The sequence below is a fragment of the Klebsiella sp. EMBS2024 genome, from assembly GCF_036233805.1.
Lineage (GTDB): Bacteria > Pseudomonadota > Gammaproteobacteria > Enterobacterales > Enterobacteriaceae > Klebsiella > Klebsiella pneumoniae.
Map to the genome: position 1 here is coordinate 999,428 of NZ_JAZARW010000001.1, position 25,711 is coordinate 1,025,138.

22 protein-coding genes are annotated in these 25,711 nt (G+C 57.3%); 8 read left to right on the top strand and 14 right to left on the bottom strand.

The genetic code is table 11. From position 1 onward, the window contains the following. Positions 1-61 precede the first annotated feature (61 nt). The 5 genes from artM to VZP09_RS04625 all read right to left on the bottom strand — a co-directional run bounded on the left by artM (position 62) and on the right by VZP09_RS04625 (position 3,675). The gene (gene artM, locus VZP09_RS04605) at positions 62-730 is read right to left on the bottom strand and encodes an arginine ABC transporter permease ArtM (RefSeq protein ID WP_004141917.1); all 669 of its coding nucleotides are present in this window, start codon (positions 728-730) and stop codon (positions 62-64) included. Further along, a complete protein-coding gene (gene artQ, locus VZP09_RS04610; protein ID WP_002896386.1) occupies positions 730-1,446 on the bottom strand; it encodes an arginine ABC transporter permease ArtQ in 717 nt (238 codons plus the stop codon). The genes artM and artQ overlap by 1 nt, the downstream gene beginning before the upstream one ends. 6 nt (positions 1,447-1,452) lie before the next feature. Then, positions 1,453-2,184 (bottom strand): arginine ABC transporter substrate-binding protein ArtI, encoded by a 732-nt coding sequence (artI, locus tag VZP09_RS04615; RefSeq protein WP_002896390.1) that lies wholly within the window; start codon positions 2,182-2,184, stop codon positions 1,453-1,455. A 20-nt stretch (positions 2,185-2,204) separates the two neighbouring features. Next, positions 2,205-2,933 carry an arginine ABC transporter ATP-binding protein ArtP gene (artP, locus tag VZP09_RS04620; RefSeq protein ID WP_002896392.1) on the bottom strand — a complete coding sequence of 243 codons (729 nt, stop codon included), beginning with the start codon at positions 2,931-2,933 and terminating at the stop codon, positions 2,205-2,207. A gap of 226 nt (positions 2,934-3,159) precedes the next feature. Beyond that, positions 3,160-3,675, bottom strand: a complete 516-nt coding sequence (locus tag VZP09_RS04625; protein WP_002896394.1) for a lipoprotein — start codon at positions 3,673-3,675, stop codon at positions 3,160-3,162. Positions 3,676-4,551: 876 nt separating this feature from the next. Here VZP09_RS04625 and VZP09_RS04630 point away from each other — a divergent pair. Together VZP09_RS04630 and VZP09_RS04635 are read left to right on the top strand one after the other, a co-directional pair. Beyond that, complete coding sequence (locus VZP09_RS04630) at positions 4,552-5,691, top strand: GGDEF domain-containing protein (RefSeq protein WP_004176708.1); 1,140 nt, start codon at positions 4,552-4,554, stop codon at positions 5,689-5,691. Positions 5,692-5,722: 31 nt separating this feature from the next. After that, positions 5,723-6,553 carry an N-acetylmuramoyl-L-alanine amidase gene (locus tag VZP09_RS04635; RefSeq protein WP_328794929.1) on the top strand — a complete coding sequence of 277 codons (831 nt, stop codon included), beginning with the start codon at positions 5,723-5,725 and terminating at the stop codon, positions 6,551-6,553. On the opposite strand, the gene VZP09_RS04640 is transcribed toward VZP09_RS04635, so the two are convergent. The 4 genes from VZP09_RS04640 to poxB form a co-directional block, all read right to left on the bottom strand. Further along, a complete protein-coding gene (locus tag VZP09_RS04640) occupies positions 6,550-7,563 on the bottom strand; it encodes an NAD-dependent epimerase/dehydratase family protein (protein WP_032455772.1) in 1,014 nt (337 codons plus the stop codon). The two genes, VZP09_RS04635 and VZP09_RS04640, sit on opposite strands and share 4 nt — an antisense overlap. Positions 7,564-7,650: 87 nt before the next feature. Next, a complete protein-coding gene (locus VZP09_RS04645) occupies positions 7,651-9,093 on the bottom strand; it encodes an SDR family oxidoreductase (protein WP_328794930.1) in 1,443 nt (480 codons plus the stop codon). 10 nt (positions 9,094-9,103) lie between these two features. Beyond that, positions 9,104-10,105: a low-specificity L-threonine aldolase gene (gene ltaE, locus VZP09_RS04650; RefSeq protein ID WP_004176702.1), complete on the bottom strand. Its 1,002-nt coding sequence runs from the start codon at positions 10,103-10,105 to the stop codon at positions 9,104-9,106. 38 nt (positions 10,106-10,143) lie between these two features. Next, the gene (gene poxB, locus VZP09_RS04655) at positions 10,144-11,862 is read right to left on the bottom strand and encodes a ubiquinone-dependent pyruvate dehydrogenase (protein WP_004176700.1); all 1,719 of its coding nucleotides are present in this window, start codon (positions 11,860-11,862) and stop codon (positions 10,144-10,146) included. A gap of 151 nt (positions 11,863-12,013) precedes the next feature. Between poxB and VZP09_RS04660 the strand changes: the two genes are divergently transcribed. Further along, positions 12,014-12,448, top strand: coding sequence for a DoxX family protein (locus VZP09_RS04660; RefSeq protein WP_012068500.1), 435 nt, complete (start codon positions 12,014-12,016; stop codon positions 12,446-12,448). A gap of 211 nt (positions 12,449-12,659) precedes the next feature. On the opposite strand, the gene hcr is transcribed toward VZP09_RS04660, so the two are convergent. The 4 genes from hcr to aqpZ form a co-directional block, all read right to left on the bottom strand. After that, entirely contained in the window at positions 12,660-13,628 is a 969-nt protein-coding gene (gene hcr / locus VZP09_RS04665) for an NADH oxidoreductase (RefSeq protein ID WP_004147771.1), read from the bottom strand. 10 nt (positions 13,629-13,638) lie between these two features. After that, the gene (hcp, locus tag VZP09_RS04670) at positions 13,639-15,291 is read right to left on the bottom strand and encodes a hydroxylamine reductase (RefSeq protein WP_004176696.1); all 1,653 of its coding nucleotides are present in this window, start codon (positions 15,289-15,291) and stop codon (positions 13,639-13,641) included. Between the two features lie 143 nt (positions 15,292-15,434). Next, positions 15,435-16,334 (bottom strand): lysine exporter LysO family protein, encoded by a 900-nt coding sequence (locus tag VZP09_RS04675; protein ID WP_004147773.1) that lies wholly within the window; start codon positions 16,332-16,334, stop codon positions 15,435-15,437. A gap of 115 nt (positions 16,335-16,449) precedes the next feature. Next, entirely contained in the window at positions 16,450-17,145 is a 696-nt protein-coding gene (aqpZ, locus tag VZP09_RS04680; protein ID WP_002896434.1) for an aquaporin Z, read from the bottom strand. 419 nt (positions 17,146-17,564) lie between these two features. On the opposite strand from aqpZ, the gene VZP09_RS04685 reads away from it, so the two are divergent. The 3 genes from VZP09_RS04685 (at position 17,565) to macB (ending at position 22,422) form a co-directional block, all read left to right on the top strand. Beyond that, the gene (locus tag VZP09_RS04685) at positions 17,565-19,223 is read left to right on the top strand and encodes an ATP-dependent endonuclease (RefSeq protein WP_004176693.1); all 1,659 of its coding nucleotides are present in this window, start codon (positions 17,565-17,567) and stop codon (positions 19,221-19,223) included. A gap of 146 nt (positions 19,224-19,369) precedes the next feature. Next, positions 19,370-20,485, top strand: coding sequence for a macrolide transporter subunit MacA (gene macA, locus VZP09_RS04690; RefSeq protein ID WP_002896440.1), 1,116 nt, complete (start codon positions 19,370-19,372; stop codon positions 20,483-20,485). After that, the gene (gene macB / locus VZP09_RS04695) at positions 20,482-22,422 is read left to right on the top strand and encodes a macrolide ABC transporter ATP-binding protein/permease MacB (RefSeq protein ID WP_328794931.1); all 1,941 of its coding nucleotides are present in this window, start codon (positions 20,482-20,484) and stop codon (positions 22,420-22,422) included. The genes macA and macB overlap by 4 nt, the downstream gene beginning before the upstream one ends. Positions 22,423-22,498: 76 nt before the next feature. On the opposite strand, the gene cspD is transcribed toward macB, so the two are convergent. Beyond that, the gene (gene cspD, locus VZP09_RS04700) at positions 22,499-22,720 is read right to left on the bottom strand and encodes a cold shock-like protein CspD (RefSeq protein ID WP_002896516.1); all 222 of its coding nucleotides are present in this window, start codon (positions 22,718-22,720) and stop codon (positions 22,499-22,501) included. A gap of 325 nt (positions 22,721-23,045) precedes the next feature. Here cspD and clpS point away from each other — a divergent pair, with 325 nt between their 5' ends. Together clpS and clpA are read left to right on the top strand one after the other, a co-directional pair. Continuing rightward, positions 23,046-23,363 carry an ATP-dependent Clp protease adapter ClpS gene (gene clpS, locus VZP09_RS04705; protein ID WP_002896520.1) on the top strand — a complete coding sequence of 106 codons (318 nt, stop codon included), beginning with the start codon at positions 23,046-23,048 and terminating at the stop codon, positions 23,361-23,363. A 30-nt stretch (positions 23,364-23,393) separates the two neighbouring features. After that, positions 23,394-25,673, top strand: a complete 2,280-nt coding sequence (gene clpA / locus VZP09_RS04710; RefSeq protein WP_002896522.1) for an ATP-dependent Clp protease ATP-binding subunit ClpA — start codon at positions 23,394-23,396, stop codon at positions 25,671-25,673. Positions 25,674-25,711 lie beyond the last annotated feature (38 nt).

Sequence of the window (25,711 nt, forward strand, 5' to 3'; positions counted from 1 at the left end):
GACGGACAAGTGTTAGACTTATCCGCCTTGCTGTTTGCTTTTTATGCAATATGCTCAGGTGCTAGCTACGTCGCTCGAAGGCCAGCGCTTTGCGTTCCACCAGGCGCATCAGCAGCGTCAGCAGTCCATTAACGATGAGATAGATAATCCCGGCGGCGCCGAACACCATCACGTCGTAGGTGCGTCCATACAGCAGCTGGCCGTGGCCCATCACTTCCATCAGCGTGATGGTGTAGGCCAGAGAGGTACTCTTGAAAACCAGCACCACTTCGTTGGAATAGGACGATAGCGCACGCTTAAAGGCGTACGGCAGCAGGATCGCCAGGGTATCCTTTTTACTCATCCCCAGCGCGCTACAGGACTGCCATTGCCCGTCGGGGATCGCCCGGATGGCGCCATAAAACAGCTGAGTGGTGTAGGCGGCGCTGTTGAGCGACAGAGCGATCAGGGCGCACAGCCACGGCTCGGAGATAAGATGCCACAGCCACGGATACTCCTGCAGCGAAGGAAACTGTCCCGGGCCGTAGTAGATCAGGAAGATCTGCACCAGCAGCGGCGTACCGGTAAACAAGGTGATATAGCCGCGAACTATCCATACCAGCCCCGGCGTCTTCAGGGTCAGGATAATGGTGAAGATCAGCGACAGGATCAGCGCCACGATAATCGACGCCACGGTCAGTGTCAGGCTGGTATGCAGTCCTTTCAGCAGTTCGGGTAAATAGTCGAGCATCAGCCTGGTCTCCGTTCGAAGCGCGTCGCACGCTGGTCAATCCGCTTAAGGATGTATTGACTCAACAGGGTGATGACGAGATAGATTGCCGCCGCAATGATATACCAGTTAAAGGGTTCCTGAGTGCGGGTGGCGATGCTTTTGGTCTGCAGCATTAGATCGTTGACGCTGATCAGGCTCACCAGCGCGGTGTCCTTCAGCAGCACCAGCCACTGGTTACCGAGGCCGGGCAGGGCATGGCGCCACATCTGCGGCATCACCAGACGGAAGAATATGGCCGCTTTCGACAGCCCCAGCGCCTGGCCGGACTCCCACTGGCCCTGCGGAACCGCTTTTAGCGCGCCGCGCAGCGTTTGCGAGGCGTAAGCGGCATACAGCAGCGACAGGGCGATCGCCCCGCAGAGGAACGGGCTGACGTCAAAGTTCTCAATCTGCATCTGGACCGGGATCTGCGTGAACCCGAGCGGGATGGTGAAACCGTCAGAGAGCGTCAGCAGCAGCTGGGAAGAGCCGAAATAGATAAACAGCACCACCAGAATTTCCGGTAGCCCGCGCAGGATGGTCACTATGCCGGTTGCAAGCCAGGCTACCGGGCGCCATTTCACTGACTCCAGTACCGCAAAGAGCATCGCCAGGACCAGGCCGATGACGAGCGCGCAAACGGCAAGGCCGACGGTCATCCCGGCGGCGCTTGCTAATGGAAAAATTTCGTTCATTCAGTCTTACTTCTGGAACCATTTGTTATAGATGGTCTGGTAAGTGCCGTCTTTCTTCACTTTTTCCAGCGCAGCGTTAAATTTCTGCTGCAGGTCGGTGTTGCCCTGACGTACGGCAATGCCCAGCCCGGTGCCGAAATAGGCTTTGTCGGTCACTTTATCGCCCACGGCCGCCAGCTTCGGATTGCTCTTCAGCCATTCGGTCACCACGGCGGTGTCACCAAAGACCGCGTCGATACGACCGTTCTGCAGGTCCAGCTTCGCATTCTGGTAGCTGTCGTAAGGCACGGTAGTGATTTCCGGATGTTTATCGGTGATGAATTTCTGGTGGGTGGTGCCGTTCTGCACGCCCACTTTTTTGCCCTTCAGCTGGTCAATGCTGGTGAACTTACCCTGCTGGCCGACGAACAGCGCCGAGTTGTCATAATACGGGGTAGAGAACAGCACCTGCTTTTCACGCTCCGGCGTGATGTCCATCCCGGCCATGACCGCGTCGAAACGGCGGAATTTCAGTCCCGGGATCAGGCTGTCAAAGGCCTGGTTGGTGAAGGTACAGGTGGCGTCGATCTCTTTACACAACGCGTTCGCCAGATCGACATCGAAACCGACGATCTGGTTGTTGGCGTCCACCAGCTCAAACGGAGGGTAAGAGGCCTCGGTGGCGAAACGAATGGTCTGCGCGGCGGAAGCGGAGAGGCTCATGCCTGCGAGCAGGGCGGCAATCAGTACTTTTTTCATCGTCATTTCCCCGAAAAACATCAATGTGAAAGATAGTTTTTAAACGCGTCAGTTTGCGGATGCGTGAAGCAGGAGGCATCCCCTTGCTCGACGATATGGCCATTTTCCATATACACCACCCGGCTGGCCGTCTTGCGCGCCACTTCAACTTCGTGGGTGACGATAACCTGGGTAATGCCGGTTTCAGCCAGCTCGCGGATGATGCTGACGATCTGGGCAGTGATTTCCGGGTCGAGCGCCGCGGTAGGCTCATCGAACAGCAGAACCTGCGGCTCCATCATCAGCGCGCGGGCGATGGCCACCCGCTGTTGTTGGCCGCCGGATAAATGCAGCGGGTAACGATCGCTGTACGGCTTCAGACGCAGGCGCTCCAGCAGCTTCTCTGCGCGAGCCAGCGCCTGATCCTTGCTTAACCCCAGTACGCGACAGGGGGCCTCGATCAGGTTCTGCTGTACCGTCAGGTGCGGCCACAGGTTGTATTGCTGGAAGACCATGCCGACGTTCTGACGCAGTTCGCGAATCGCTTTATCGGACGGCGCTCTGGTGAAGTCGAATTGGTTGCCGGCGATGGATAACGAACCGGACCGCGGCATCTCCAGCAGGTTGAGTACGCGCAGCAGCGAGCTCTTCCCGGCACCGCTGGGGCCGAGCAGCACCAGCGTTTCCCCCTGCGGGCAATCCAGCGTGATGTCGAACAGCGCCTGGTGTGCGCCGTAGAAGCAATTAATGCCGTTTAGTTTAATACTCATCTGGGCAGTCTGATACGAATAGCTATTGAGGCCGCAAATACTACCTTTGGCAGAATAGTTATGCAATATTTATGCGTTAAAAGTTAAATCTAAACCACGTTTAGCTTTAAAGTTAGCACAAAATATGGCCTGGTGGGTGAGGGGGGCGCAAATGTCGGCATTCCTGGGGCGAATACCGACATTTTACCGGGGTTATCGTTTCAGCGGCGTCGCTTCAACTCCGGAATCAGCGTTTCTCCAGACTCTGTCGCAGCGTCCCGGCTGGCGCATGGCTGTTGTTGCCGAGATAGCGAACGTCATCGACGGCCCAGCACTGGCCTTCCTGGATCATCAGCACTTCATCTTTCCAGCTCTGGGTGCCCTGTTTCAGATCGACGCGCAGCGGAATATTGCGCGCATCGCGGTTCGGGATGGTGGAGGCGCTGGCGACCACGGCGCTGTCTGCCGGGGTGCTGCTGCTGGAGAACGGATTAGCCTGCAGTAATTTGCTGTTGGCGGGATCCTGGCGGGCGTCATTGAGTAACTGCGCCAGGCCGTCGCTCAGATAGGGGCGCAGCGCCGCCGGATCCTGAGTACGATTCTGGATCTGGGTGTCGTAGAATTTTTGCGCTACGTCGTCAGGGCCGCCTTCGACGCAGGGGCCGCTGCGGGTGCCATTATCTTTATAGGCCGGGGTGACGGTCGTACAGGCGCTGAGCGCCAGCGCGCAAGGGAGAAGTACAGCAAAAAGTTTGTAGCGCATGATGATTTCCTTATAAGCGAACTACGTTTTCAGTTTCCGTTAAAGCATAGCGTATAGCGTGCGGATTGTACTTGACGCAAAGAGCTAAGACCTTGATGTGGCTACAGCCTTAGGGCGGGAAATCGGCACGGGGATGACAGAATTCCGTCAGGCGCTAAAAGGCAGGGCAGTATAAAAATAAACTTAATTTTCCCGTGAACAAGAAATATTACCCCTAAAATAGGGAAATGGCTCTTGAAAGATAAGGGTAATTATTTCTTATTATAGATGCGAGTGGCGACGTGCATTTTTTTATCCGTATTACCGGAGGAGGGGACAATGACGCCCCCCTTGTTCATTTGTTTTTTTAATCAGCTCTTCACGGGCATCGTTGGATGCGGTTTGACCAGTAGAGGAAATGGCGCCGATTTTGGTATATTGCGTATGGACTTTATCAAAAGCTGTTTTGTTAAAATTTCTGCGAAGACGGCATTGGCCGCTTAAAACAATGCTGTACCTGCCACTAAAGCTGCATATTTAATATTCTTAGCCCCTATTGTTTATCTCGCTATCATCATGCTCTTGTTTGCATTCACCAATGAATGANNCAGATTGAACTCACACTGCTTTTTGTAAGCAAAATGCTGCAATTTAATGACGGTTAGTTAACGCTTTTTAGCGAAAAGATGACGTATTTCGCAGTGCTGATGCTTGTTTTTTGAGCCGGTTACCCATCGGGAGCGGACCAGGCTAATTTCTTCAGTCGTTAGCTGAAAATCACCCTGAGAGGCCGGAGCTGAGGGGATAGGGCGCTGACAGACATTCCCGGTAACATGGTTTATCATATAGAAAAGCAGGGGCTGCGCCCATGGTCATGCAGGTCACCAGGGAGTTAAGATGTTAACAAATAAGCGAGAGCGCGCCCGGCAGCAGCGAGCCGCGTTGTGGGCCACCAGAGATAATGTCCAGCGCCATGCGCTGTCCATGAGTATGCCCTGGCTGGCCTTTGTCAATATCGCTTTTGCGTTAATGATTTTCTTCCGCAATTTTATCTTTACCTATTTTGATAAGAGGCTACTGACGCACCGGGCGGTTATTCCTTATATCGAAGCGGCGTTGATTGCGGTTATTATCATTTCGGCCATTTTAGTGATTATTGCCCTCACGCCGCGACTGGCGCAGGGACGATATACGTTGAATATCATCACCGGGCTGCTGCTGGCGCTCAGTCTGTGCTGGTCCCTGAGTAATTATTGTTTTATTTTTTTCTGGACCTTGCCCTTTGCCTGGCCGCTGCTGGTGATATTAATGACTACCGGCCTCACCGCGCTGTATCACCATTGGCCCGGCATAACCGCTTTTATGCTGCCGCTATGGGTGACCGCCTTGCTGGCGGGAATACAGCTCCACTATCACACCGAGATCCGCTTTTTGATCCTCTGGGCCATTTTTACCGCGATTTTGCTGTATGGCCGACGTATTTTGCAGCGCTGGTATGACGAAGCCTGGGATACCCACCAGGAGAATATGCAGCTTATTCAGCGGCTGGAAAGTATCGCCAACCAGGATGCCTTAACCGGAACCGCTAACCGTCGGGCGCTCAATGCTTACCTGGCGGCGATCTGGCAGCAAAAAACGCCGCTGGCGCTGATGATGATCGATGTCGATTATTTTAAGCGCTATAACGATCGCTATGGCCATCAGGCTGGTGATGAGTGCTTATCTTCTGTCGCGCAGGTGCTTAAAATGGCGGTCCGGGCGGAGGGCGATCTGGTGGCTCGCTACGGCGGCGAAGAGTTTGTCGTCGTGTTGCCCGGGGTGTCCTTAGCGCATGCCACCGCTATTGCCGAGCGCATTCAGCAGAAGATCCGCGAGGCAGGCCTACCGCACGCCGCTTCGGCGGTGGCGTCGGAGGTCACCGTGAGTATCGGGATCGTCGCCTCCGATGGCACGGTCCCGATAGAGACGCTGATCGCCCGGGCGGACAGTGCGCTGTATCAGGCGAAAAATAAAGGACGTAATCAATGGTCTTATTAACCCGGAGACGCTGCCGGGCAAGGGAGAAGGGATGAAACGGATGATGCGGATCGTGCTGCTGGCGCTGCTGCTAACCGGCTGCGCTGGGGAAAAGGGCATTATCGATCGCGACGGATACCAGCTGGACACCCGTCATCCGGCGCAGGCTGCCTATCCGCGAATAAAGGTGTTAGTGATCCACTATACGGCTGACAATTTTGATGTCTCGCTGGCCACGTTGACCGATAAAGAGGTCAGCTCCCACTATTTAATTCCTGAACAGCCCCCGCGTTATCAGCATAAACCGCGGATCTGGCAGCTGGTGCCGGAAGAGGATTTAGCCTGGCACGCCGGGGTAAGCTACTGGCGCGGCAGTACGCGCATTAACGATACCTCCATTGGCATTGAGCTGGAGAACCGCGGCTGGCAGAAGACGGCGGGCGTCAAAAGTTTTACCCCCTTTCATCCGGAACAGATTGCGGCTCTGATCCCGCTGGCGCGCGATATCATCGCCCGCTACCACATCGCGCCGCAGAATGTGGTCGCCCATGCGGATATCGCCCCGCAGCGCAAAGACGATCCGGGGCCGTTATTCCCCTGGCAACAGCTGGCGCAGCAGGGGATCGGCGCCTGGCCTGACGAGCAGCGGGTGGCCTTTTATCTCAACGGGCGGCCGGCCAGCGAGCCAGTGGACCCCGAAATCGTACTGGATTTGCTCTCGCGCTATGGCTATCAGGTGACGCCGGAGATGACCCCCGCGCAGAAGAAGCGGGTGATNATCGCCTTCCAGATGCACTTCCGTCCGCAGCGCTGGGATGGGGTAGCGGATGCGCAAACCGAAGCGATAGCCGAGGCGCTGTTAGAAAAATATGGCCAGGGTTAGCGGTGTAGTTTACCGTGGTCGCGAAGCCAGGCGGCGGTGCGCACGATGCCGTCGTCAAGCGTCACCACCGGCTGATAGCCCAGCTCGTCCTGCGCGCGGGTGATATCGAGCGTAAAATCAAAGTTAAGCTTGGAGACGCCGTAGTGGGTAAACGCGGGTTCTTTGGCGGTTTTATCGCCAAAGCGCTCCATGCTGCGGGCGATAATATCCAGCATCGGATAGGGAACTGAGCGGATCCGGCATTTGATACTGAGCTCGTCGATCAATTTCTGCACGATGCTCCGCAAGGTGCGCGGTTCGCCGTTGCTGATATTCCACGCGCGGGCGGAGGGAAGATGATCGCAGGCCGGCTGGCTCGCCAGCCACATCGCATGTACGGCGTTTTCATAATAGGTCATGTCGACCAGCGCGCTGCCGCCGCGCGGGAGCAGGACGCTGCCATAATGCTGCATCATTTGCGCCAGCCGGGGGATAAAGACTTTGTCGTGCGGCCCAAACAGGCTCTGCGGCCGCAGAATGGTAAAACGGGTATGCGGGTTAGCCTGCGCCAGCAGGTTGATCACCTCCTCGCTGGCCGCCTTGCTGCGGGCAAACTCGTTGGCGAAGCGGTGTGGACGGAAATCTTCCTGGATATCACGATGATGGTGATAATCAAAATAGAGCGATGGCGAAGAGATATGGACGAAATTGCGCACTCCCCATGCCACTGACCATTCGCCCAGACGACGGGTGGCGCGGACGTTAGCGAGATCGAAAGCCTGCTGAGTGCCCCATGGCGAGGTAAAGCTGGAGCAGTGCCATAGGGTATCGATACCGGCGAGCATCACTTTAGCCTGCGAAGAGACCAGCTCGGTTAAATCTGCCGGGATGAATTCCGCCCCCATTTTGCTCAGAAGCTTGCCCATCGCTTCGTTGCGCCCGGTCGCTCGCACGCTGATGCCCTTGTTGCGCAGATATTCCACTGCGTTGCGGCCTAATCCGCTGGTCGCACCGGTAACCAGTACCTTCATATCACTCTACTGTCCCAGAAAAGAATTTCGTGCGCATTTTTCCGTGATTCTCCCGACTATGCAATGAGAATCATGAAAGAATAACGCTTATCCTTCGACTCTGCCTGAGATTTGTTCGGCCAGCCGGGCGATGCGTTGCGCCATACCGCGGAAAATAAACAGGTGCGCCGGGATCATCAGCAGCCAGTAGATCAGGCCTGGCATACCGTGCGGGTGCCACCAGGCGCGCACGTCCAGTTCACGACGATCGCCTTTATCGTTAATGGTAAAGCTTAATCGGCCCAGCCCGGGCGCTTTCATACCGAATAGCAGGGTGAGCTGTTTTTCTTCCTCCACGATAATTACCTTCCAGCTGTCGACCGTATCGCCGGTTTGCAGATAAGCGCGCTGCGGCCGCCCTTTGGCCAGCCGGTGGCCGACCAGCAGATCCATCGCGCCGCGGGTTTTCCACAGCAGATTGCCGAAAAAATACCCCTCTTCACCGCCGATTTGGTTAACGACCTGCCACAGGGCCTGGCGGCTTGCCTGAGTGACGACGGTGCAACCTGCCTGCTTCGGATAGTAGCCGTACTCCGGTCGCCAGCGGGCGAAAGCCTGATCGTCGTAGCCCCAGTCGCTGGAGTTTACTAACTGCTCTTCTTCTTTCAGCGTGCGGCGAACCGCCTGATCGAAGGGGATCAGCGTTTGCGGGATCAACGCCCGCAGCGCCCGATCGTCAGCGATTAGATCGTGCTTCAGCCCCTGAATCAGCGCCTTGGCGATGGTCGGCGGCACCGAGGTGATGACATTGAGGAACCACACCGAGATCCAGCGCGTCGGCAGGGGAATGGGAATGAGCGGGCGATGTTTACCGCTGACGGCCATAAAGCGAATGAACTGCTGCTGATAGCTTAACACCTCCGGACCGGCGGCTTCGAAGACGCGGTGCATGTCGGAGGGATGATTCAGCAGCTCAACCAGGTCAACGAGCAGGTTTTCCAGCGCGACAGGGGTAGTACGCGAACGTACCCAGCGCGGAGGGGTTAGCACCGGCAGGTTATAAACCATGTCGCGCATCACCTCGAAGGCGGCGGAGCCGGCGCCGACGATAATCCCGGCCCGCAGCTCGGTCACCGGCACGCCCGACTCACGCAGGAGATCGCCGGTAATCTGACGAGCGCGCAGATGGTCGGACTGCTCCTGCGCCGGGGCCTGCAGCGAACTGAGAAATATCACCTGGCGCACTGATGACTGACGCAGGGCATCGCGCACATACGTCGCCACCCGCCGCTCATGGGCGATAAAATCACCGCCTTCGCCCATGCCGTGGACCAGATAATAAAGGGTATCGATACCGGTGAGTAGCGCAGGCAGGTCCTGCGGCTGATTGAGATCGACTGACCGGCAGGTAACGCCGGGCAAAGCGAGTTTTTGCAATCGGTCGATATGGCGTGCCGCCGCCAGCACCGGATAGCCCCGCGCGCTTAATGTGCGCACCAAATGCTGGCCAATATAGCCGCTGGCGCCGAGCACCAGAACTGATTGCGACACGCCTGACTCCTTAGCGTTGTAAAAAAGCCTGCCAGTGGGCGACCACCTCGCTCAGCTGCTGACGGTTGACATCCAGGTGAGTGACCAGACGGACAACAGGCGAGGCGTTAATCAATACCCCCTGCGCCTGCATAAACTTGCCGAGCGCCGGGGCCTGCTCTTCGCCGACGCGAACGAACAGCATATTGGTATCGTGACGGGTGACGTCGGCGCCGATAGCGCGCAGCTGCTCCGCCATCCACGCGGCGTTGTCATGATCCTCCTGCAGGCGCTGCACGTTATTTTTCAGCGCGTACAGCCCGGCGGCGGCCAGGATGCCCGCCTGGCGCATCCCGCCGCCGACCATTTTCCGCCAGCGGACGGCGCGGCGAATGTACGCCTCGCTGCCGAGCAGCAGCGAGCCTACCGGAGCGCCAAGCCCCTTTGACAGGCAGATGGTGAAGGAGTCGCAGTATTGGGCGATATCGCGTAACTCGCAGCCGTAGGCCACCACGGCGTTAAAGATGCGTGCGCCGTCGACGTGCAGCGCCAGATTGCGCTGGCGGGTAAACGCCCAGGCTTCCTGCAGATAGTCGCGCGGCAGCACCTTACCGTTATGGGTGTTTTCCAGGCTCAGCAGGCGGGTGGGGGCAAAATGGATATCGTCGGGTTTGATTTTCGCCGCCACTTTATCCAGCGGCAGCGAACCATCCGCCGCGGCGTCGATCGGCTGCGGCTGAATACTGCCGAGGACCGCCGCGCCGCCGGCTTCGTACAGATAGTTATGCGCCCCCTGGCCGACGATATACTCTTCCCCGCGCTGGCAATGGCTGAGCAGGCCAACGAGGTTGGCCTGGGTGCCGGTGGGTAGAAATAGCGCCGCTTCTTTGCCGGCCAGGTCGGCGGCATAGCGCTGCAGTTCATTGACGGTAGGGTCGTCGCCATACACATCGTCCCCGACCGGGGCGGCCATCATGGCCTCCAGCATGGCGCGCCCGGGACGGGTAACGGTATCACTGCGTAAATCGATCACGGCTTTTCCTTGGTCTGGTTCAACGTATTGCTTCTGTTTTACCTGAGCCAGTTGGTTTTCGCCAGTTCGATGACCTCATCGCCGCGCCCGCTGATGATCGCCCGCAGCATATACAGGCTAAAGCCTTTGGCCTGCTCCAGCTTGATCTGCGGCGGGATCGCCAGTTCCTCTTTGGCGACGACGACGTCGACCAGCACCGGACCGTCGGTGCGGAAGGCGGTCTGCAGCGCTTCATCCACCTCGGAGGCTTTTTCAACGCGTATACCTTTGATACCGCAGGCCTCGGCGATGCGGGCGAAGTTGGTATCGTGGAGCTCCGTACCGTCGGTGAGATAGCCCCCGGCCTTCATTTCCATCGCCACGAAGCCCAGCACGCTGTTGTTAAAGATGACAATCTTCACCGGTAGCTTCATCTGCGCCAGCGACAGAAAATCGCCCATCAGCATGCTGAACCCGCCGTCGCCGCACATGGCCACTACCTGCCGCTCCGGCGCAGTGGCCTTGGCGCCGATGGCCTGCGGCATGGCGTTGGCCATTGAGCCGTGGTTGAACGAGCCCAGCAGGCGGCGTTTACCATTCATTTTGAGATAGCGTGCCGCCCAGACGGTCGGGGTGCCGACATCGCAGGTGAAAATGGCATCTTCATCGGCAAAATGACTGATCTGCTGCGCCAGATATTGCGGGTGAATGGCTTTATCGCTGGGTTTAGCCAGATCGTCGAGCCCTTTTCGCGCGTCGCGATAGTGCTCCAGCGCCTTATCGAGGAAGTGGCGATCGGTTTTCTCTTCCAGCAGCGGCAGCAGCGCCTTCAGCGTCGATTTAATATCGCCCACCAGCGCCATGTCGACCTTACTGTGTGCGCCGATGCTGCCGGGGTTGATGTCGATCTGGATAATTTTCGCGTCGGTTGGGTAGAAGGCGCGATAGGGGAACTGGGTGCCCAGCAGGATCAGGGTATCGGCGTTCATCATGGTGTGGAAGCCAGAAGAGAAGCCAATCAGCCCGGTCATGCCCACATCGTACGGGTTGTCGTACTCCACGTGCTCTTTGCCGCGCAGGGCGTGGACGATGGGGGCTTTAATTTTGGCTGCGAACTCCACCAGTTCCTGGTGGGCGCCGGCGCAACCGCTGCCGCACATGAGCGCGATATTGCTGGAGTAGCGAATAAGCTGCGCCAGCTTGCGCAGCTCTTCTTCCGCCGGGGTGACCGTCGGCAGCGGCGCATGATACCAGTGGCTGCTGGCGCTTTCCGGGGCGGCCTTCAGCGCCACATCGCCGGGTAGCACCACCACCGAGACGCCGCGGTTAATCACTGCCTTACGCATCGCCACTGCCAGCACCTGCGGGATCTGCTCCGGCGTGGAGACCAGTTCGCAGTAATGGCTGCACTCGCGGAACAGCTCCTGAGGATGGGTTTCCTGAAAATAGCCGCTGCCGATTTCGCTGGATGGGATGTGGGCGGCGATGGCCAGCACCGGGACATGGTTGCGATGACAGTCAAACAAACCGTTAATCAGATGCAGGTTGCCCGGTCCGCAGGAGCCGGCGCAGACCGCCAGCTCGCCGGTCAGCTGCGCTTCCGCGCCAGCGGCGAAAGCGGCGACCTCTTCGTGCCGGGTGGGCATCCAGTCGATGGTGCCCATGCGGTTAAGGCTATCGCTCAATCCATTGAGGGAATCTCCGGTGACGCCCCAGATACGTTTCACGCCGGCCTGTTCCAGCGTTTTGGCAATGTATGCCGCCACGGTCTGCTTCATGATCTCCATCTCCTTTTTTTGATAACGCCTTCAAGCTTAGATGAAACTGACCGCAATGTAACCGATTACCCCTGATTTTTTGNTGGTTTTATTCCTCTCCGGCTGCGCATACTCTGGAAGTACACAGGATGCAAAACAGGTTGCACATCAAATGGTTAAAGGATTGTTAAACACAGTAAATCGCAGGCTGTCGCATGATGACGCCGGTAAACTCTTGTTACGACTTGCCGTCGGCGGCTTAATGCTTTTCCATGGAATCCATAAGCTGATAGATGGTGTGGATGGCATTAGCGGGATGCTGGCGGCGCAGGGATTGCCCGGGTTTATCGCCTACGGTGTGCTGGTGGGGGAAGTGGTCGCTCCCTGCTTGTTAATTCTCGGCGTCCTGACCCGCCCGGCGGCGTTGGTGCTGGCGTTCACCATGGTGGTGGCGTGGCTGATGGTCGGTCTCGGCAAGACGTTTGCGCTTGATACGGTGGGAGCGTGGGCCATTGAGAATCTGGTCTATTTCTTTGTTGGCGCACTGGCGATTGCGCTACTCGGCGCGGGGCGTTATTCGCTGGCCGGTCAGTCGGCCTGGCGGTAAAAATGCCTCATTCGTCCTGGGGCGTAAAGTCGATACTGTTGGCGATTTGCAATTTTTTCAGTCCGGGAAAGCGTTTATCTCATGTCGCCTGAGCGTTTGTTTATTGTCGCCAGGGATTTTCCCGGAGGCGGCGCATTGCGCCTTCTCCGGGCTACCAAATCGCACAGCGATGTAGCCCCGGTAAGCGGTAGCGCCACCGGGGATTTTGACCTCAGGCGAGAACCAGATCGCTCTGCGGATGACAGGAGCAGGCCAGCACATAGCCGTCGGCGATTTCGGCGTCGGTCAGCGTCATGGTGCTGGTGACGCTGTACTTCCCGGAAACCACTTTGGTTTTGCAGCAGCCGCAGACGCCGGCGCGGCAGGCGACGGTCACCGGCACTTTATTGCTCTCCAGCGCGTCGAGCAGCGTAGTGCCCACCGGCGCGTAAAACTCGCGCGCCGGCTGCAGTTTAGTAAATTTCAGCCCGCTGGTGGCGGCCTCAGCCACCGGGGTGAAGAATTTTTCCTTAAAGAAGCGGGTGACGCCCAGGGCGGCAACATCCTGCTCGACCTTCTCCATATAAGGCGCCGGGCCGCAGGTCATCACGGTGCGGCTGGCTAAATCCGGCACGCTCTGCAGCAGCTCCCGGGTCAGACGGCCGGCGACAAAACCGTGCGTCGCGTTGTGCTCCGCTACCAGGGTGACCGGGTAGTTGCGCCACTCTTCGGCAAAGATTACATCTTCCGGCGAACGCACGTTATAAATCACCTGTACGTCGGCCTGCGGTCGATGCTTAGCCAGCCAGCGGCGCATCGCCATGATCGGTGTCACACCGCAACCGGCGGCCAGCAGCAGGAATTTATCTTCCGCTTTATCGTCGCAGGTAAACTCGCCCATCGCATCGGACAGCCAAAGGTAATCGCCGCGTTTGACCTCGCGGGTCAACCACTGCGAACCCGTACCCTCGTCAATACGGCGAACGGTCAGCGTAATGTATTCGCTGACCCCCGGCGTCGAGGAGAGGGTGTAGGCGCGCAGCGTTTCCGCCGAGTTACGCACGCTAACCAGAGCGTACTGGCCAGCGCGGTACGGATAGTAATCGTGGCACAGCAGCGAAAGGGTCCACACGTCCGGGGTTTCCTGGTGAATGTGGTGAACCTGCATCCGCCACGGGCACTGGGAGGTTGGCATAGTCATCAGGGACTCCTTAAGCGCTCAGCAGCTGCTGCATATCTTGTTCCACGGTGGTCACGGAACGCAGACCAAACTTCTCATTGAGGACCGCCAGCAGATCCGGGGTGAAGAAACCAGGCGCCGTCGGACCGGTGACGATGTTTTTCACACCCAGCGACAGCAGCGTCAGCAGGATGACGATCGCTTTCTGTTCGAACCAGGAGAGCACCAGCGACAGCGGCAGATCGTTGACGCCACAGCCCAGTTTCTCCGCCAGCGTGACCGCCAGAATAATCGCCGAGTAAGCGTCATTACACTGCCCGGCGTCGACCAGGCGCGGCAGCCCTTCGATATCGCCAAAGTCCAGTTTGTTGAAGCGGTATTTACCACAGGCCAGGGTCAGGATCAGGCAGTCATCCGGCACGCTGGTGGCGAAATCGGTGAAGTAGTTACGCTCCCCGCGGGCGCCGTCGCAGCCGCCGACGAGGAAGATATGGCGCAGTTTTTCACGACTGACCAGATCGATCAGCGTATCCGCCGCGCCAAGCAGGGTCTGACGGCCAAAGCCGACGGTGATCAGATGCGGGATTTCGCTGTACGGGAAGCCCGCCATCTGCTGCGCCTGGGCAATGACCGGGGAGAAGTCTTCACCTTCCAGATGGTTCACACCCGGCCAGCCGACAATGCTGCGAGTCCAGATGCGATCGTCGTAGGCGCCGACGGTCGGGTCGATGATGCAGTTAGAGGTCATCACGATGGGGCCCGGGAAGCGGGCGAACTCCACCTGCTGGTTTTGCCAGCCGCTGCCGTAGTTGCCAATCAGATGTTTGAATTTACGCAGCTCCGGATAGCCGTGAGCCGGCAGCATTTCGCCATGAGTATAGACGTTGACGCCGGTGCCTTCCGTCTGCTCCAGCAGGTTATACAGATCCTTCAGATCGTGGCCGGAGATCAGGATGCACTTCCCTTCGGTGGCTTTAACGTTGACCTGAGTCGGCGTCGGATGGCCGTATTTGGTCGTTTCACCGGCGTCGAGGATGCTCATCACTTTGAAGTTCATCTGGCCGATTTCCATCGAACATTCGAGCAGCGCATTCATATCCGCAGGCCAGGTGCCCAGCCATGCCATGATTTTATGGTACTGGGCATAGATAGCGTTGTCGTACTGGCCGAGCACGTGGGCGTGCTCCATATAGGCCGCCGCACCCTTCAGACCGTACAGGCACAGCAGGCGCAGACCGAGAATATTTTCGCCGATGGCGGCTTTATCTTTATTCGGGGTATAGTCCGCCGCCTGACGCTGCAGGTCGCCCAGATCGTCGCTGACCAGCTGCAGGTCGGCGACCGGGCTGTCGACCGCGGCGCTGGCATCGATCGCCAGGCATTGCGCTTTCAGCGCCTCACGCAGGGCAATTGCCTGGCGGGCGTAGCCGACGATGCGCGGGGAATCGAAGTTAACGTTAGTCAGGGTGGAGAAGAAGGCGCGGGGGGCAAAGCTGTCGACCTGATGATCGATAATGCCATATTCGCGCGCTTTAAGCGCCCAGGCGGACAGGCCTTGCAGTGACGCAATCAGCAGATCCTGCAGGTCCGAGGTTTCCGCTGTTTTACCGCACATCCCCTGCGCGTAAGAGCAGCCGTTGCCGGCTGGGGTACGAATGGTTTGTTCACATTGCACACAAAACATGGTCACACCTTTAAAGTTATATTTGATATACATGTTTAAGATTATGCCGCGCGGCAACGGGTGAAAAGGTATTTCTAAGACAACTTAAAGGGAGATTGATTTAGCGCAAATTTGGCGGCAGGAGGGCTGCCGCCAACGGGTGCTCAGGCGGTAAAAAAGGCGATCAGGATCGGGACCAGCAAACTAAGCAGAAAACCGTGCACGATGGCGGCAGGGACGATTTCGACGCCGCCGGAACGCTGCAGTACCGGTAAGGTGAAGTCCATCGAGGTGGCGCCGCACAGCCCCAGCGCCGTGGAGCGGCTGCGGCGAATAAGGCCCGGAATTAACATGATGGCCAGCAGCTCGCGACAGAGATCGTTAAAGAACGCCGCGCTACCGATGACCGGGCCAAAGGATTCGGTGAGTAAAATACCGGAGAGCGAATACCAGCCGAAACCGCTGGCCATTGCCAGACCGGTCTTTAACGGCAGACCGAGAATAAAGGCGTTAAGTATCCCGCCGAGTAATGAACTGGCCGTAACCACCACGGCGACGATCATTCCCCGGCGGTTAAGGACTATTTGTCTCAGACTCATTCCATTATTGCGTAATTGGATACCGACGAGGAACAGGAGAAAAATCAACGTATATTCGCTGGCTTCTGTCGCGTGCTGTAAAAAAGGCAGTCTGGTCAGACCGAGCAGAAAACCGAGCACGACCACACCGCACAGCTGCAGCGATTCCAGGGCCATGGCCAGGCGCGAGGGTAATTTCTCCTGACGATGCTGACTGCGCCATGGCATTTTACTTTCCAGCCACAGCAGGGCGGCGATATTACACAGTAAAATGATAACCACGCTCACCGCGGCGTAATGCAATATTGCCAGCAGGTTGCTGGCCAGATTGTCGAGGAACGCCAGGCTGATACCCATAAAAAAAAGGATTACATAGACAATCCAGCTGAGCATGCGGTTTATCAGCTTTAGCGCGGAGGAGTGACGAAGAGGCAGTAAATAGCCGACGACCAGCGGCAACAGAATAATAAAGAGTCCCGAAAACATGAACGATGCAGCCCTTGCATGATGAGAATAGCGCCCATGACACTACCCAAATCACCGGGCCGAGTAAAGCTGTCGCCAGAAAGAAAAAGCCCGGAGACCCGGGCTTTGAAAAGCGTTAATCGCGTTTTTCCAGCAGGGTGCGATACAGCACGCCGCCGAGGATCCCGCCGACGATTGGCATGACCCAGAACAGCCACAGCTGCTGCAGCGCCCAGCCGCCCTGGAAAATTGCCACCGCGGTGCTGCGCGCCGGGTTGACCGAGGTGTTGGTGACTGGAATGCTGATCAAATGGATGAGGGTCAGCGCCAGGCCGATGGCGATGGGGGCAAAGCCCGCCGGCGCATGTTTATCGGTCGCGCCATGAATAACCAGCAGGAAGCCGCAGGTCAGGACAATTTCAATGACGATAGCCGACAGCATGGAGAAGCCGCCCGGGGAGTGTTCGCCATAGCCGTTGGAGGCGAAGCCGCTGGCGGCGGCATCAAAGCCGGCTTTACCGCTGGCAACCACGTACAGCACCGCCGCGGCAATAATTCCGCCGACCACCTGAGCGATAATATAGCCAATGACCTCTTTTGCCGGAAAACGGCCGCCGGCCCACAGGCCTAAGGTGACCGCCGGGTTGAAATGCCCCCCGGAAATATGGCCGACCGCAAACGCCATGGTTAATACCGTTAAGCCAAATGCCAGCGCGACGCCGGCAAAACCAATACCCAGCTCGGGGAAAGCCGCGGCGAGCACGGCGCTACCGCAGCCGCCAAATACAAGCCAGAAGGTGCCGAAGCATTCGGCTGCTAATTTTCTGAACATAACCACCTCAATTAAATTGTTTACGCGCACAAGCGGACCGTGCCGGTCTTTATTTATCGTGATAAGGGATGACGATAAAAATAAAGCGGCGTTATTCTAGAGATAATCGCCATCCCGGAGCCAGTTAAATATATTGATATTATTTGATTTAGGGCAAGGTGAGTGGATTCCTTTTGCCAGTTTAGCCTTTCCTTTATCCATGGAAGATTATCAATAGTGTAGATCATAACGCCTGAAATAAAACTATTTTGTTTGATGAATAATCAACGGCCGGTAATAGGCGATAAGTGAGTAATTTTATGAATATATTTAATCCGCTGAATATGAGCCACGGATGCGATTAAGCAGAGTGTCATCTTGCCTCCGCCCTCGCTATACTGTTGATTACTGAAGGAGAGTGGTGGTGTAGCGGAGGGGATATGCTTCTTGAGCGCGTAGAAATCGTCGGTTTTCGCGGTATCAATCGTTTGTCGTTGATGCTGGAGCAAAATAACGTCCTGATCGGGGAGAACGCGTGGGGGAAGTCCAGTCTGCTTGATGCGCTGACCCTGCTTTTGTCGCCGGAGTTCGATCTTTATCACTTTGTTCGCGATGATTTCTGGTTTCCCCCGGGCGACATCCAGGGGCGCGAACACCATTTGCATATTATCCTGACCTTCCGCGAAACGGAGCCAGGCCGCCATCGGGTCCGGCGTTTCCGTCCGCTTCAGCGCTGCTGGGTGCCTTGCGATGACGGGTATCACCGGGTGTTCTATCGCCTGGAGGGCGAGCTCGCCGAAGATGACAGCGTGATGACCCTGCGGAGCTTTATCGATGGTGAAGGCGAAGCGTTGGTGCTGGAGGAGATTGATGAGCTGGCCCGACACCTGGTGCGTTTGATGCCGGTGCTGCGCCTGCGCGATGCGCGCTTTATGCGCCGCATCCATAACGGGACGGTACCGCACTCGCCGCAGATAGAGATCACCGCCCGTCAGCTGGATTTTCTCTCCCGTGAACTGGTCAGCCATCCGCAAAATTTATCGGACGGTCAGATCCGTCAGGGGCTATCGGCCATGGTGCAACTGCTTGAGCATTACTTTGCCGAGCAAAGCAGCGCTCAGACGCGGCATCGCCTGATGCGGCGGCGCTCCCATGATGAACAGCGCAGTTGGCGTTATCTGGATATTATCAACCGGATGATCGACAAGCCCGGCGGGCGCAGCCATCGGGTGATCCTGCTGGGGCTGTTTGCCACCCTCCTGCAGGCGAAAGGGACGGTGCGCCTCGATCGCGACGCGCGACCGCTGCTGTTGATTGAAGATCCCGAGACCCGTCTGCATCCGATCATGCTTTCCGTCGCCTGGCACCTGCTGAATTTGTTGCCGCTGCAGCGTGTGACCACCACCAACTCCGGAGAGCTGCTGTCCCTGACGCCGGTAGAGCAGGTCTGCCGGCTGGTGCGTGAGTCGACGCGGGTATCGGCGTGGCGGTTGGGGCCGGGCGGAATGAATGCCGAAGAGAGCCGGCGCATTGCTTTTCACATTCGCTTCAATCGCGCCTCATCGCTCTTCGCCCGCTGCTGGCTGCTGGTGGAGGGAGAGACGGAAACCTGGGTTATCAACGAACTGGCCCGGCAGTGCGGTCATCATTTTGATGCTGAAGGGGTTAAGGTGATCGAATTCGCCCAGTCCGGCCTGAAGCCATTGATCAAATTTGCCCGCCGGATGGGGATCCAGTGGCACGTGCTGGTGGACGGCGATGAGGCGGGGAAAAAATATGCCGCGACGGTACGAGGTCTGCTTAATAACGATCGCGAGCTGGAGCGCGACCATCTGACCAGTCTGCCGGCGCTGGATATGGAACACTTTATGTATCGTCAGGGATTTGATGACGTTTATCATCGGGTGGCGCAGATCCCGGATAATGTCCCGATGAATATGCGGCGGGTGATCACCAAAGCCATCCATCGCTCATCCAAGCCGGACCTGGCGATTGAGGTGGCGATGGAGGCCGGCCGCCGTGGCGTGGACGCTGTGCCGACGCTGCTGAAGAAAATGTTCTCACGGGTGCTGTGGTTAGCCCGCGGTCGTGCCGATTAATCTCACCGCCGTCGTCATTTACGGCGGCACAAAGCTCTCCGGCAGCTAAACAAAACGTCATTGACGAGAAAAATGGGTGTCCTGTTGCCAACGGGTTTCGATAGAATCACCGCCTGGAGCGGCAGGGAAACAGCAGGAATCGGAATATGAAAGTGAAGGGAAAACGCAGGACCGTCTGGTGGCTGTTGGCGATCGTTGTGCTGGGGCTGGCTATCTGGGGATGGCGGATCCTCAATGCGCCGCTGCCGAACTACCAGACGCTGGTAGTTCGCAAAGGGGATCTCCAGCAGAGCGTGCTGGCCACCGGCAAACTGGATGCCCTGCGAAAAGTTGACGTCGGCGCCCAGGTCAGCGGACAGCTGAAAACGCTGCACGTCAATATTGGCGATAAGGTTAAAAAGGATCAGTTGCTGGGGGTTATCGATCCGGAGCAGGCGCAAAACCAGATTAAAGAGGTGGAAGCGACGCTCATGGAGCTGCGCGCCCAGCTCAATCAGGCGCGCGCGGAGAGCAAACTGGCGCAAGTGACTCTGGCCCGTCAGCAGCAGCTGGCGCAGCGCCAGCTGGTCTCGCGGCAGGACCTTGATACCGCGGCCACCGATTTGGCGGTGAAACAGGCGCAGATCGGCACTATTGAAGCGCAAATAAAGCGTAACCAGGCGACGCTCGATACGGCGAAGACCAACCTCGATTACACGCGGATCCTGGCGCCGATGGCCGGCGAAGTGACGCAAATTACCACCCTGCAGGGACAGACAGTGATCGCCGCCCAGCAGGCGCCTAACATTCTGACGCTGGCGGATCTCAGCACCATGCTGGTTAAAGCGCAGGTCTCTGAAGCAGATGTCATCCACCTCAGACCGGGGCAAAAAGCGTGGTTTACCGTGCTGGGCGACCCGCTTACCCGTTATGAAGGTAAACTGAAAGACATTCTGCCGACGCCGGAAAAAGTGAATGACGCCATCTTCTATTATGCCCGCTTCGAGGTTCCGAACCCGCAGGGGATCCTGCGCCTCGATATGACTGCGCAGGTGCACATTCAGCTGGCTGAGGTGAAGAACGTGATTACTATCCCGCTGAGCGCCCTGGGCGACGCGGTAGGCGATAACCGCTACCACGTTCGACTGTTGCGCACCGGTGAGGTCAAAGAGCGTGAGGTTATCATTGGCGCCCGCAATGATACCGACGTCGCAGTGGTGCAAGGTCTGGAAGAGGGCGACGAAGTGATCGTCGGCGAGAGCGCGAGCGGGGCGGCAAAATGACGGCGCTGCTTGAGCTGCGAGATATACGTCGCAGCTATCCTTCCGGCGACGGCAGCGTTGAGGTCCTGAAGGGGATCACCCTCAGCATCCATGCGGGTGAGATGGTGGCGATCGTCGGGGCCTCCGGCTCGGGAAAATCGACGCTGATGAATATCCTTGGCTGCCTCGACAAACCCACCAGCGGCACCTATCGGGTAGCGGGAACCGATATCGCGCAGCTGGATGGCGATGCGCTGGCCCGTCTGCGGCGGGAACACTTTGGCTTTATCTTTCAACGCTACCATCTGCTGTCCCATCTGACCGCCGCGCAGAATGTCGAAGTGCCGGCGGTGTATGCCGGCAGTGAACGGCGCGCGCGCCTGGCGCGCGCTCATGAGCTGCTGGTGCGGCTGGGGCTGGGCGAGCGCGCCGACTATCAACCGTCACAGTTGTCCGGCGGTCAGCAGCAGCGGGTCAGTATCGCCCGCGCCCTGATGAATGGCGGGGAGGTGATCCTCGCTGATGAACCGACCGGCGCGCTGGACAGCCATTCCGGCGAAGAGGTAATGGCGATCCTGCACCAGCTAAAAGCGCAGGGGCACACGGTCATCATTGTGACCCACGATCCGCAGGTCGCCGCTCAAGCGGAGCGGATCGTCGAGATCCGCGATGGCGAGATCGTCCGCAACCCGCCCGCCAGCCGCCAGGGCGGCGGACTGCGCGCCCGTCCGCAGGCGGAGCCTTCGGCGTGGCGTCAGTTTACCAGCGGCTTTCGCGAAGCGCTGGTGATGGCCTGGCGAGCGATGGCGGCGAATAAAATGCGTACCCTGCTGACCATGCTCGGCATTATTATCGGTATTGCCTCGGTGGTGTCGATCGTGGTGGTGGGGGATGCCGCCAAGCAGATGGTGCTGGCAGATATTCGCGCCATCGGCACCAATACCATTGATGTGTATCCTGGTAAGGATTTTGGCGACGACGACCCGCGCTATCAGCAGGCGCTGAAGTATGACGATTTGCTGGCGATCCAGAAGCAGCCGTGGGTGCGCTCCGCCACGCCGGCGGTTTCAAAAAGCCTGCGCCTGCGCGCCAACAATATTGACGTTGCCGCCAGTGCGGAGGGGGTCGGTCCACAGTATTTTAATGTCTACGGCATGACCTTTAGCGAAGGCAATACCTTCAATGAACTGCAGCTCAACAGTCGGGCACAGGTGGTAGTGCTCGACAGCAATACCCGTCGGCAGCTGTTTCCCAATAAAGCGAAAGTGGTGGGAGAGGTGATTCTGGTGGGCAATATGCCGGCCACGGTGATTGGCGTTGCGGATGAAAAGCAGTCGATGTTCGGCAGCAGCAAAATTCTCCGCGTCTGGTTGCCCTACACCACCATGGCGGGAAGAGTAATGGGTCAGTCGTGGCTGAACTCCATCACTGTGCGCGTTCATGAAGGCTACGACAGTGAAACCGCAGAGAAACAGCTGCTGCGTCTGCTGGAGCTGCGGCATGGTAAAAAAGATGTATTCACCTGGAATATGGACAGCGTCTTGAAAACCGCCGAAAGGACCACACATACCTTACAGCTGTTCCTGACATTGGTGGCGGTGATTGCCCTGGTGGTCGGCGGGATTGGCGTAATGAATATTATGCTGGTGTCGGTGACCGAACGAACCCGGGAGATCGGCATCCGCATGGCGGTTGGCGCCCGGGCCAGCGATGTGCTGCAGCNGTTTCTCATTGAAGCGGTGCTGGTTTGCCTGGTCGGTGGCGCGCTGGGCGTAGCATTGTCGCTGATGATCGCCTTTATTTTACAGCTGTTTCTCCCCGGCTGGGAGATTGGTTTTTCTCCGCTGGCGCTGCTGACGGCGTTTCTCTGTTCGACGCTGACCGGGGTGCTGTTTGGTTGGCTGCCTGCGCGCAACGCGGCGCGGCTCGATCCGGTGGATGCCCTGGCGCGAGAATAGGCGGGGCGAGAAATAAAAATGCCAGTCAGAAGGACTGGCATTTTATTAGCAGGATGTACACAATGAAGCAAAAGAGTTATGCAGCCGTTTCCGCTTCCACAGGGACGATCACGCTGGCGTGGTTGCCTTTTGGCCCCTGGTGAACATCAAACCGAACGGCTTGTCCGGCTTTTAGCGTTCTGTAACCATCCATCTGGATGGTGGAGTAATGGGCGAAAATGTCTTCGCCGCCGCCCTCAGGGCAGATAAAACCGAACCCTTTGGCATTGTTGAACCACTTAACAGTACCCATTTCCATACTTCGACATCCTTCGTAAATCTTTATTAGTAAGATGGAATGAACCGGTGGTGGAGTGACGAGTTGTTCAATTGCTCGCCAACTCTCGCCACTACAATTTAGAGAAATACGAAAACGCGTCAAGCGATTGAGGAGGGGGAACGGCGAAAAATGCGTCAAAATTTGAAGCAGTTAACGCTATTGCCGGGGAATGTGACAGCCGTCGCGGATAGAAGCGATAGATGATAGTTATCTATGATCTATTGTAGATTTGTGATGAGCATAACCTCTGGTCATCGACAGGCCTCCGCCTGTTGGCAACAGCAACCGATGATGAACACTGACGATGAGTAAGAGAGATTGGCTGGACTTCGAGCACCTGGTTGACGACGAAGTTCGTGATGCGATTAAACCGCCATCTATGTATAAAGTGATATTGGTCAATGATGACTACACTCCGATGGAGTTTGTTATTGACGTGTTACAAAAATTCTTTTCTTATGATGTTGAACGTGCAACGCAACTGATGCTCACGGTTCACTATGAAGGTAAGGCGATTTGTGGCGTGTTTACCGCGGAAGTGGCGGAGACCAAAGTCGCTATGGTGAATCAGTACGCGAGGGAGAACGAGCATCCATTGCTGTGTACGCTGGAAAAAGCCTGAATACAGGCATGAAAATTGGGGGAGGTGCCTATGCTCAATCAAGAACTGGAACTCAGTTTAAATATGGCTTTCGCCAGAGCGCGCGAGCACCGTCATGAGTTTATGACCGTCGAGCACTTGCTGCTGGCTCTGCTAAGCAACCCCTCGGCCCGTGAGGCCCTGGAAGCGTGTTCAGTGGACCTGGTGGCATTGCGTCAGGAACTTGAAGCCTTCATCGAACAAACCACACCCGTTCTGCCAGCCACGGAAGAAGAGCGCGACACCCAGCCGACGCTAAGCTTCCAGCGTGTGCTGCAGCGCGCCGTCTTCCACGTACAATCTTCTGGCCGCAGCGAAGTGACCGGCGCCAACGTGCTGGTGGCGATTTTCAGCGAGCAGGAGTCGCAGGCCGCCTACCTGCTGCGTAAACATGAAGTGAGCCGTCTTGATGTGGTGAACTTCATTTCTCATGGTACACGCAAAGACGAGCCGAGCCAGTCTTCCGATAACAGCGGAAGCCAGCCTGGCAATGAAGAGCAAGCCGGCGGGGAGGAACGTATGGAAAACTTCACCACCAACCTCAATCAGCTTGCTCGCGTCGGCGGCATTGATCCTCTGATCGGCCGTGAAAAAGAGCTGGAGCGCGCGATTCAGGTCCTGTGCCGTCGGCGGAAAAATAACCCGCTGCTGGTGGGGGAATCCGGCGTCGGTAAAACCGCGATCGCCGAAGGCCTTGCCTGGCGTATTGTGCAGGGCGATGTGCCGGAAGTGATGGCCGACTGCACTATCTACTCGCTCGACATTGGCTCTTTGCTGGCAGGGACCAAATATCGTGGCGATTTTGAAAAACGCTTCAAAGCGTTGCTCAAACAGCTGGAGCAGGATACCAACAGCATCCTGTTTATTGATGAAATCCACACCATTATCGGTGCGGGGGCGGCGTCTGGCGGCCAGGTCGATGCGGCTAACCTGATCAAACCGCTGCTTTCCAGCGGCAAGATCCGGGTGATCGGCTCCACCACTTACCAGGAGTTCAGCAACATCTTTGAAAAAGATCGTGCGCTGGCCCGCCGTTTCCAGAAGATCGATATTACCGAACCGTCGGTGGAAGAGACGGTCCAGATTATCAACGGCCTGAAGCCGAAGTACGAAGCGCACCATGATGTGCGTTATACCGCCAAAGCGGTGCGTGCGGCGGTTGAACTGGCGGTGAAATACATTAACGATCGTCATCTGCCGGATAAGGCGATTGACGTCATTGACGAAGCGGGCGCGCGGGCGCGCTTAATGCCGGTCAGCAAGCGTAAGAAAACGGTTAACGTGGCGGATATCGAATCAGTGGTGGCGCGCATTGCGCGGATCCCTGAGAAGAGCGTCTCCCGCAGCGATCGCGACACGCTGAAAAACTTGGGCGACCGTCTGAAAATGCTGGTCTTTGGACAGGATAAAGCCATCGAGGCGCTGACCGAGGCTATTAAAATGGCGCGCGCCGGGCTGGGCCATGAGCACAAGCCGGTGGGATCGTTCCTGTTCGCCGGGCCGACCGGGGTCGGGAAAACCGAAGTGACCGTCCAGCTGGCGAAGGCGTTAGGGATTGAGCTGCTGCGCTTTGACATGTCCGAATATATGGAACGTCATACCGTCAGCCGTTTGATCGGGGCGCCTCCGGGCTACGTCGGCTTCGATCAGGGCGGGCTGCTGACCGATGCGGTGATTAAACATCCGCACGCGGTATTGCTGCTTGATGAGATTGAAAAAGCGCATCCGGACGTGTTCAACCTGCTGCTGCAGGTGATGGATAACGGGACGCTGACCGATAATAACGGCCGTAAAGCGGACTTCCGCAACGTGGTGCTGGTGATGACCACCAACGCCGGGGTGCGGGAAACCGAGCGTAAATCGATTGGCCTTATTCAGCAGGACAACAGTCCGGATGCGATGGATGAGATCAAAAAGATCTTTACGCCGGAGTTCCGTAACCGCCTCGACAACATCATCTGGTTCGATCATTTGTCTACCACGGTGATCCATCAGGTTGTCGACAAGTTTATCGTCGAGCTGCAGGTCCAGCTGGACCAGAAAGGCGTCTCCCTGGAAGTGAGTCAGGAAGCGCGCGACTGGCTGGCGACGAAAGGCTACGATCGGGCGATGGGGGCACGTCCAATGGGACGCGTCATTCAGGACAACCTGAAAAAACCGCTGGCGAACGAGCTGCTGTTTGGCTCGCTGGTCGACGGTGGTCAGGTCACTGTCTCTCTGGACAGCGACAAAAATACGCTGACTTACGACTTCCAGAGCGCTCCGAAGCACAAACCGGAAGCGGCCCACTAAGGCGATATCTTCAATGTAAAAAACCGGCCAGGGGCCGG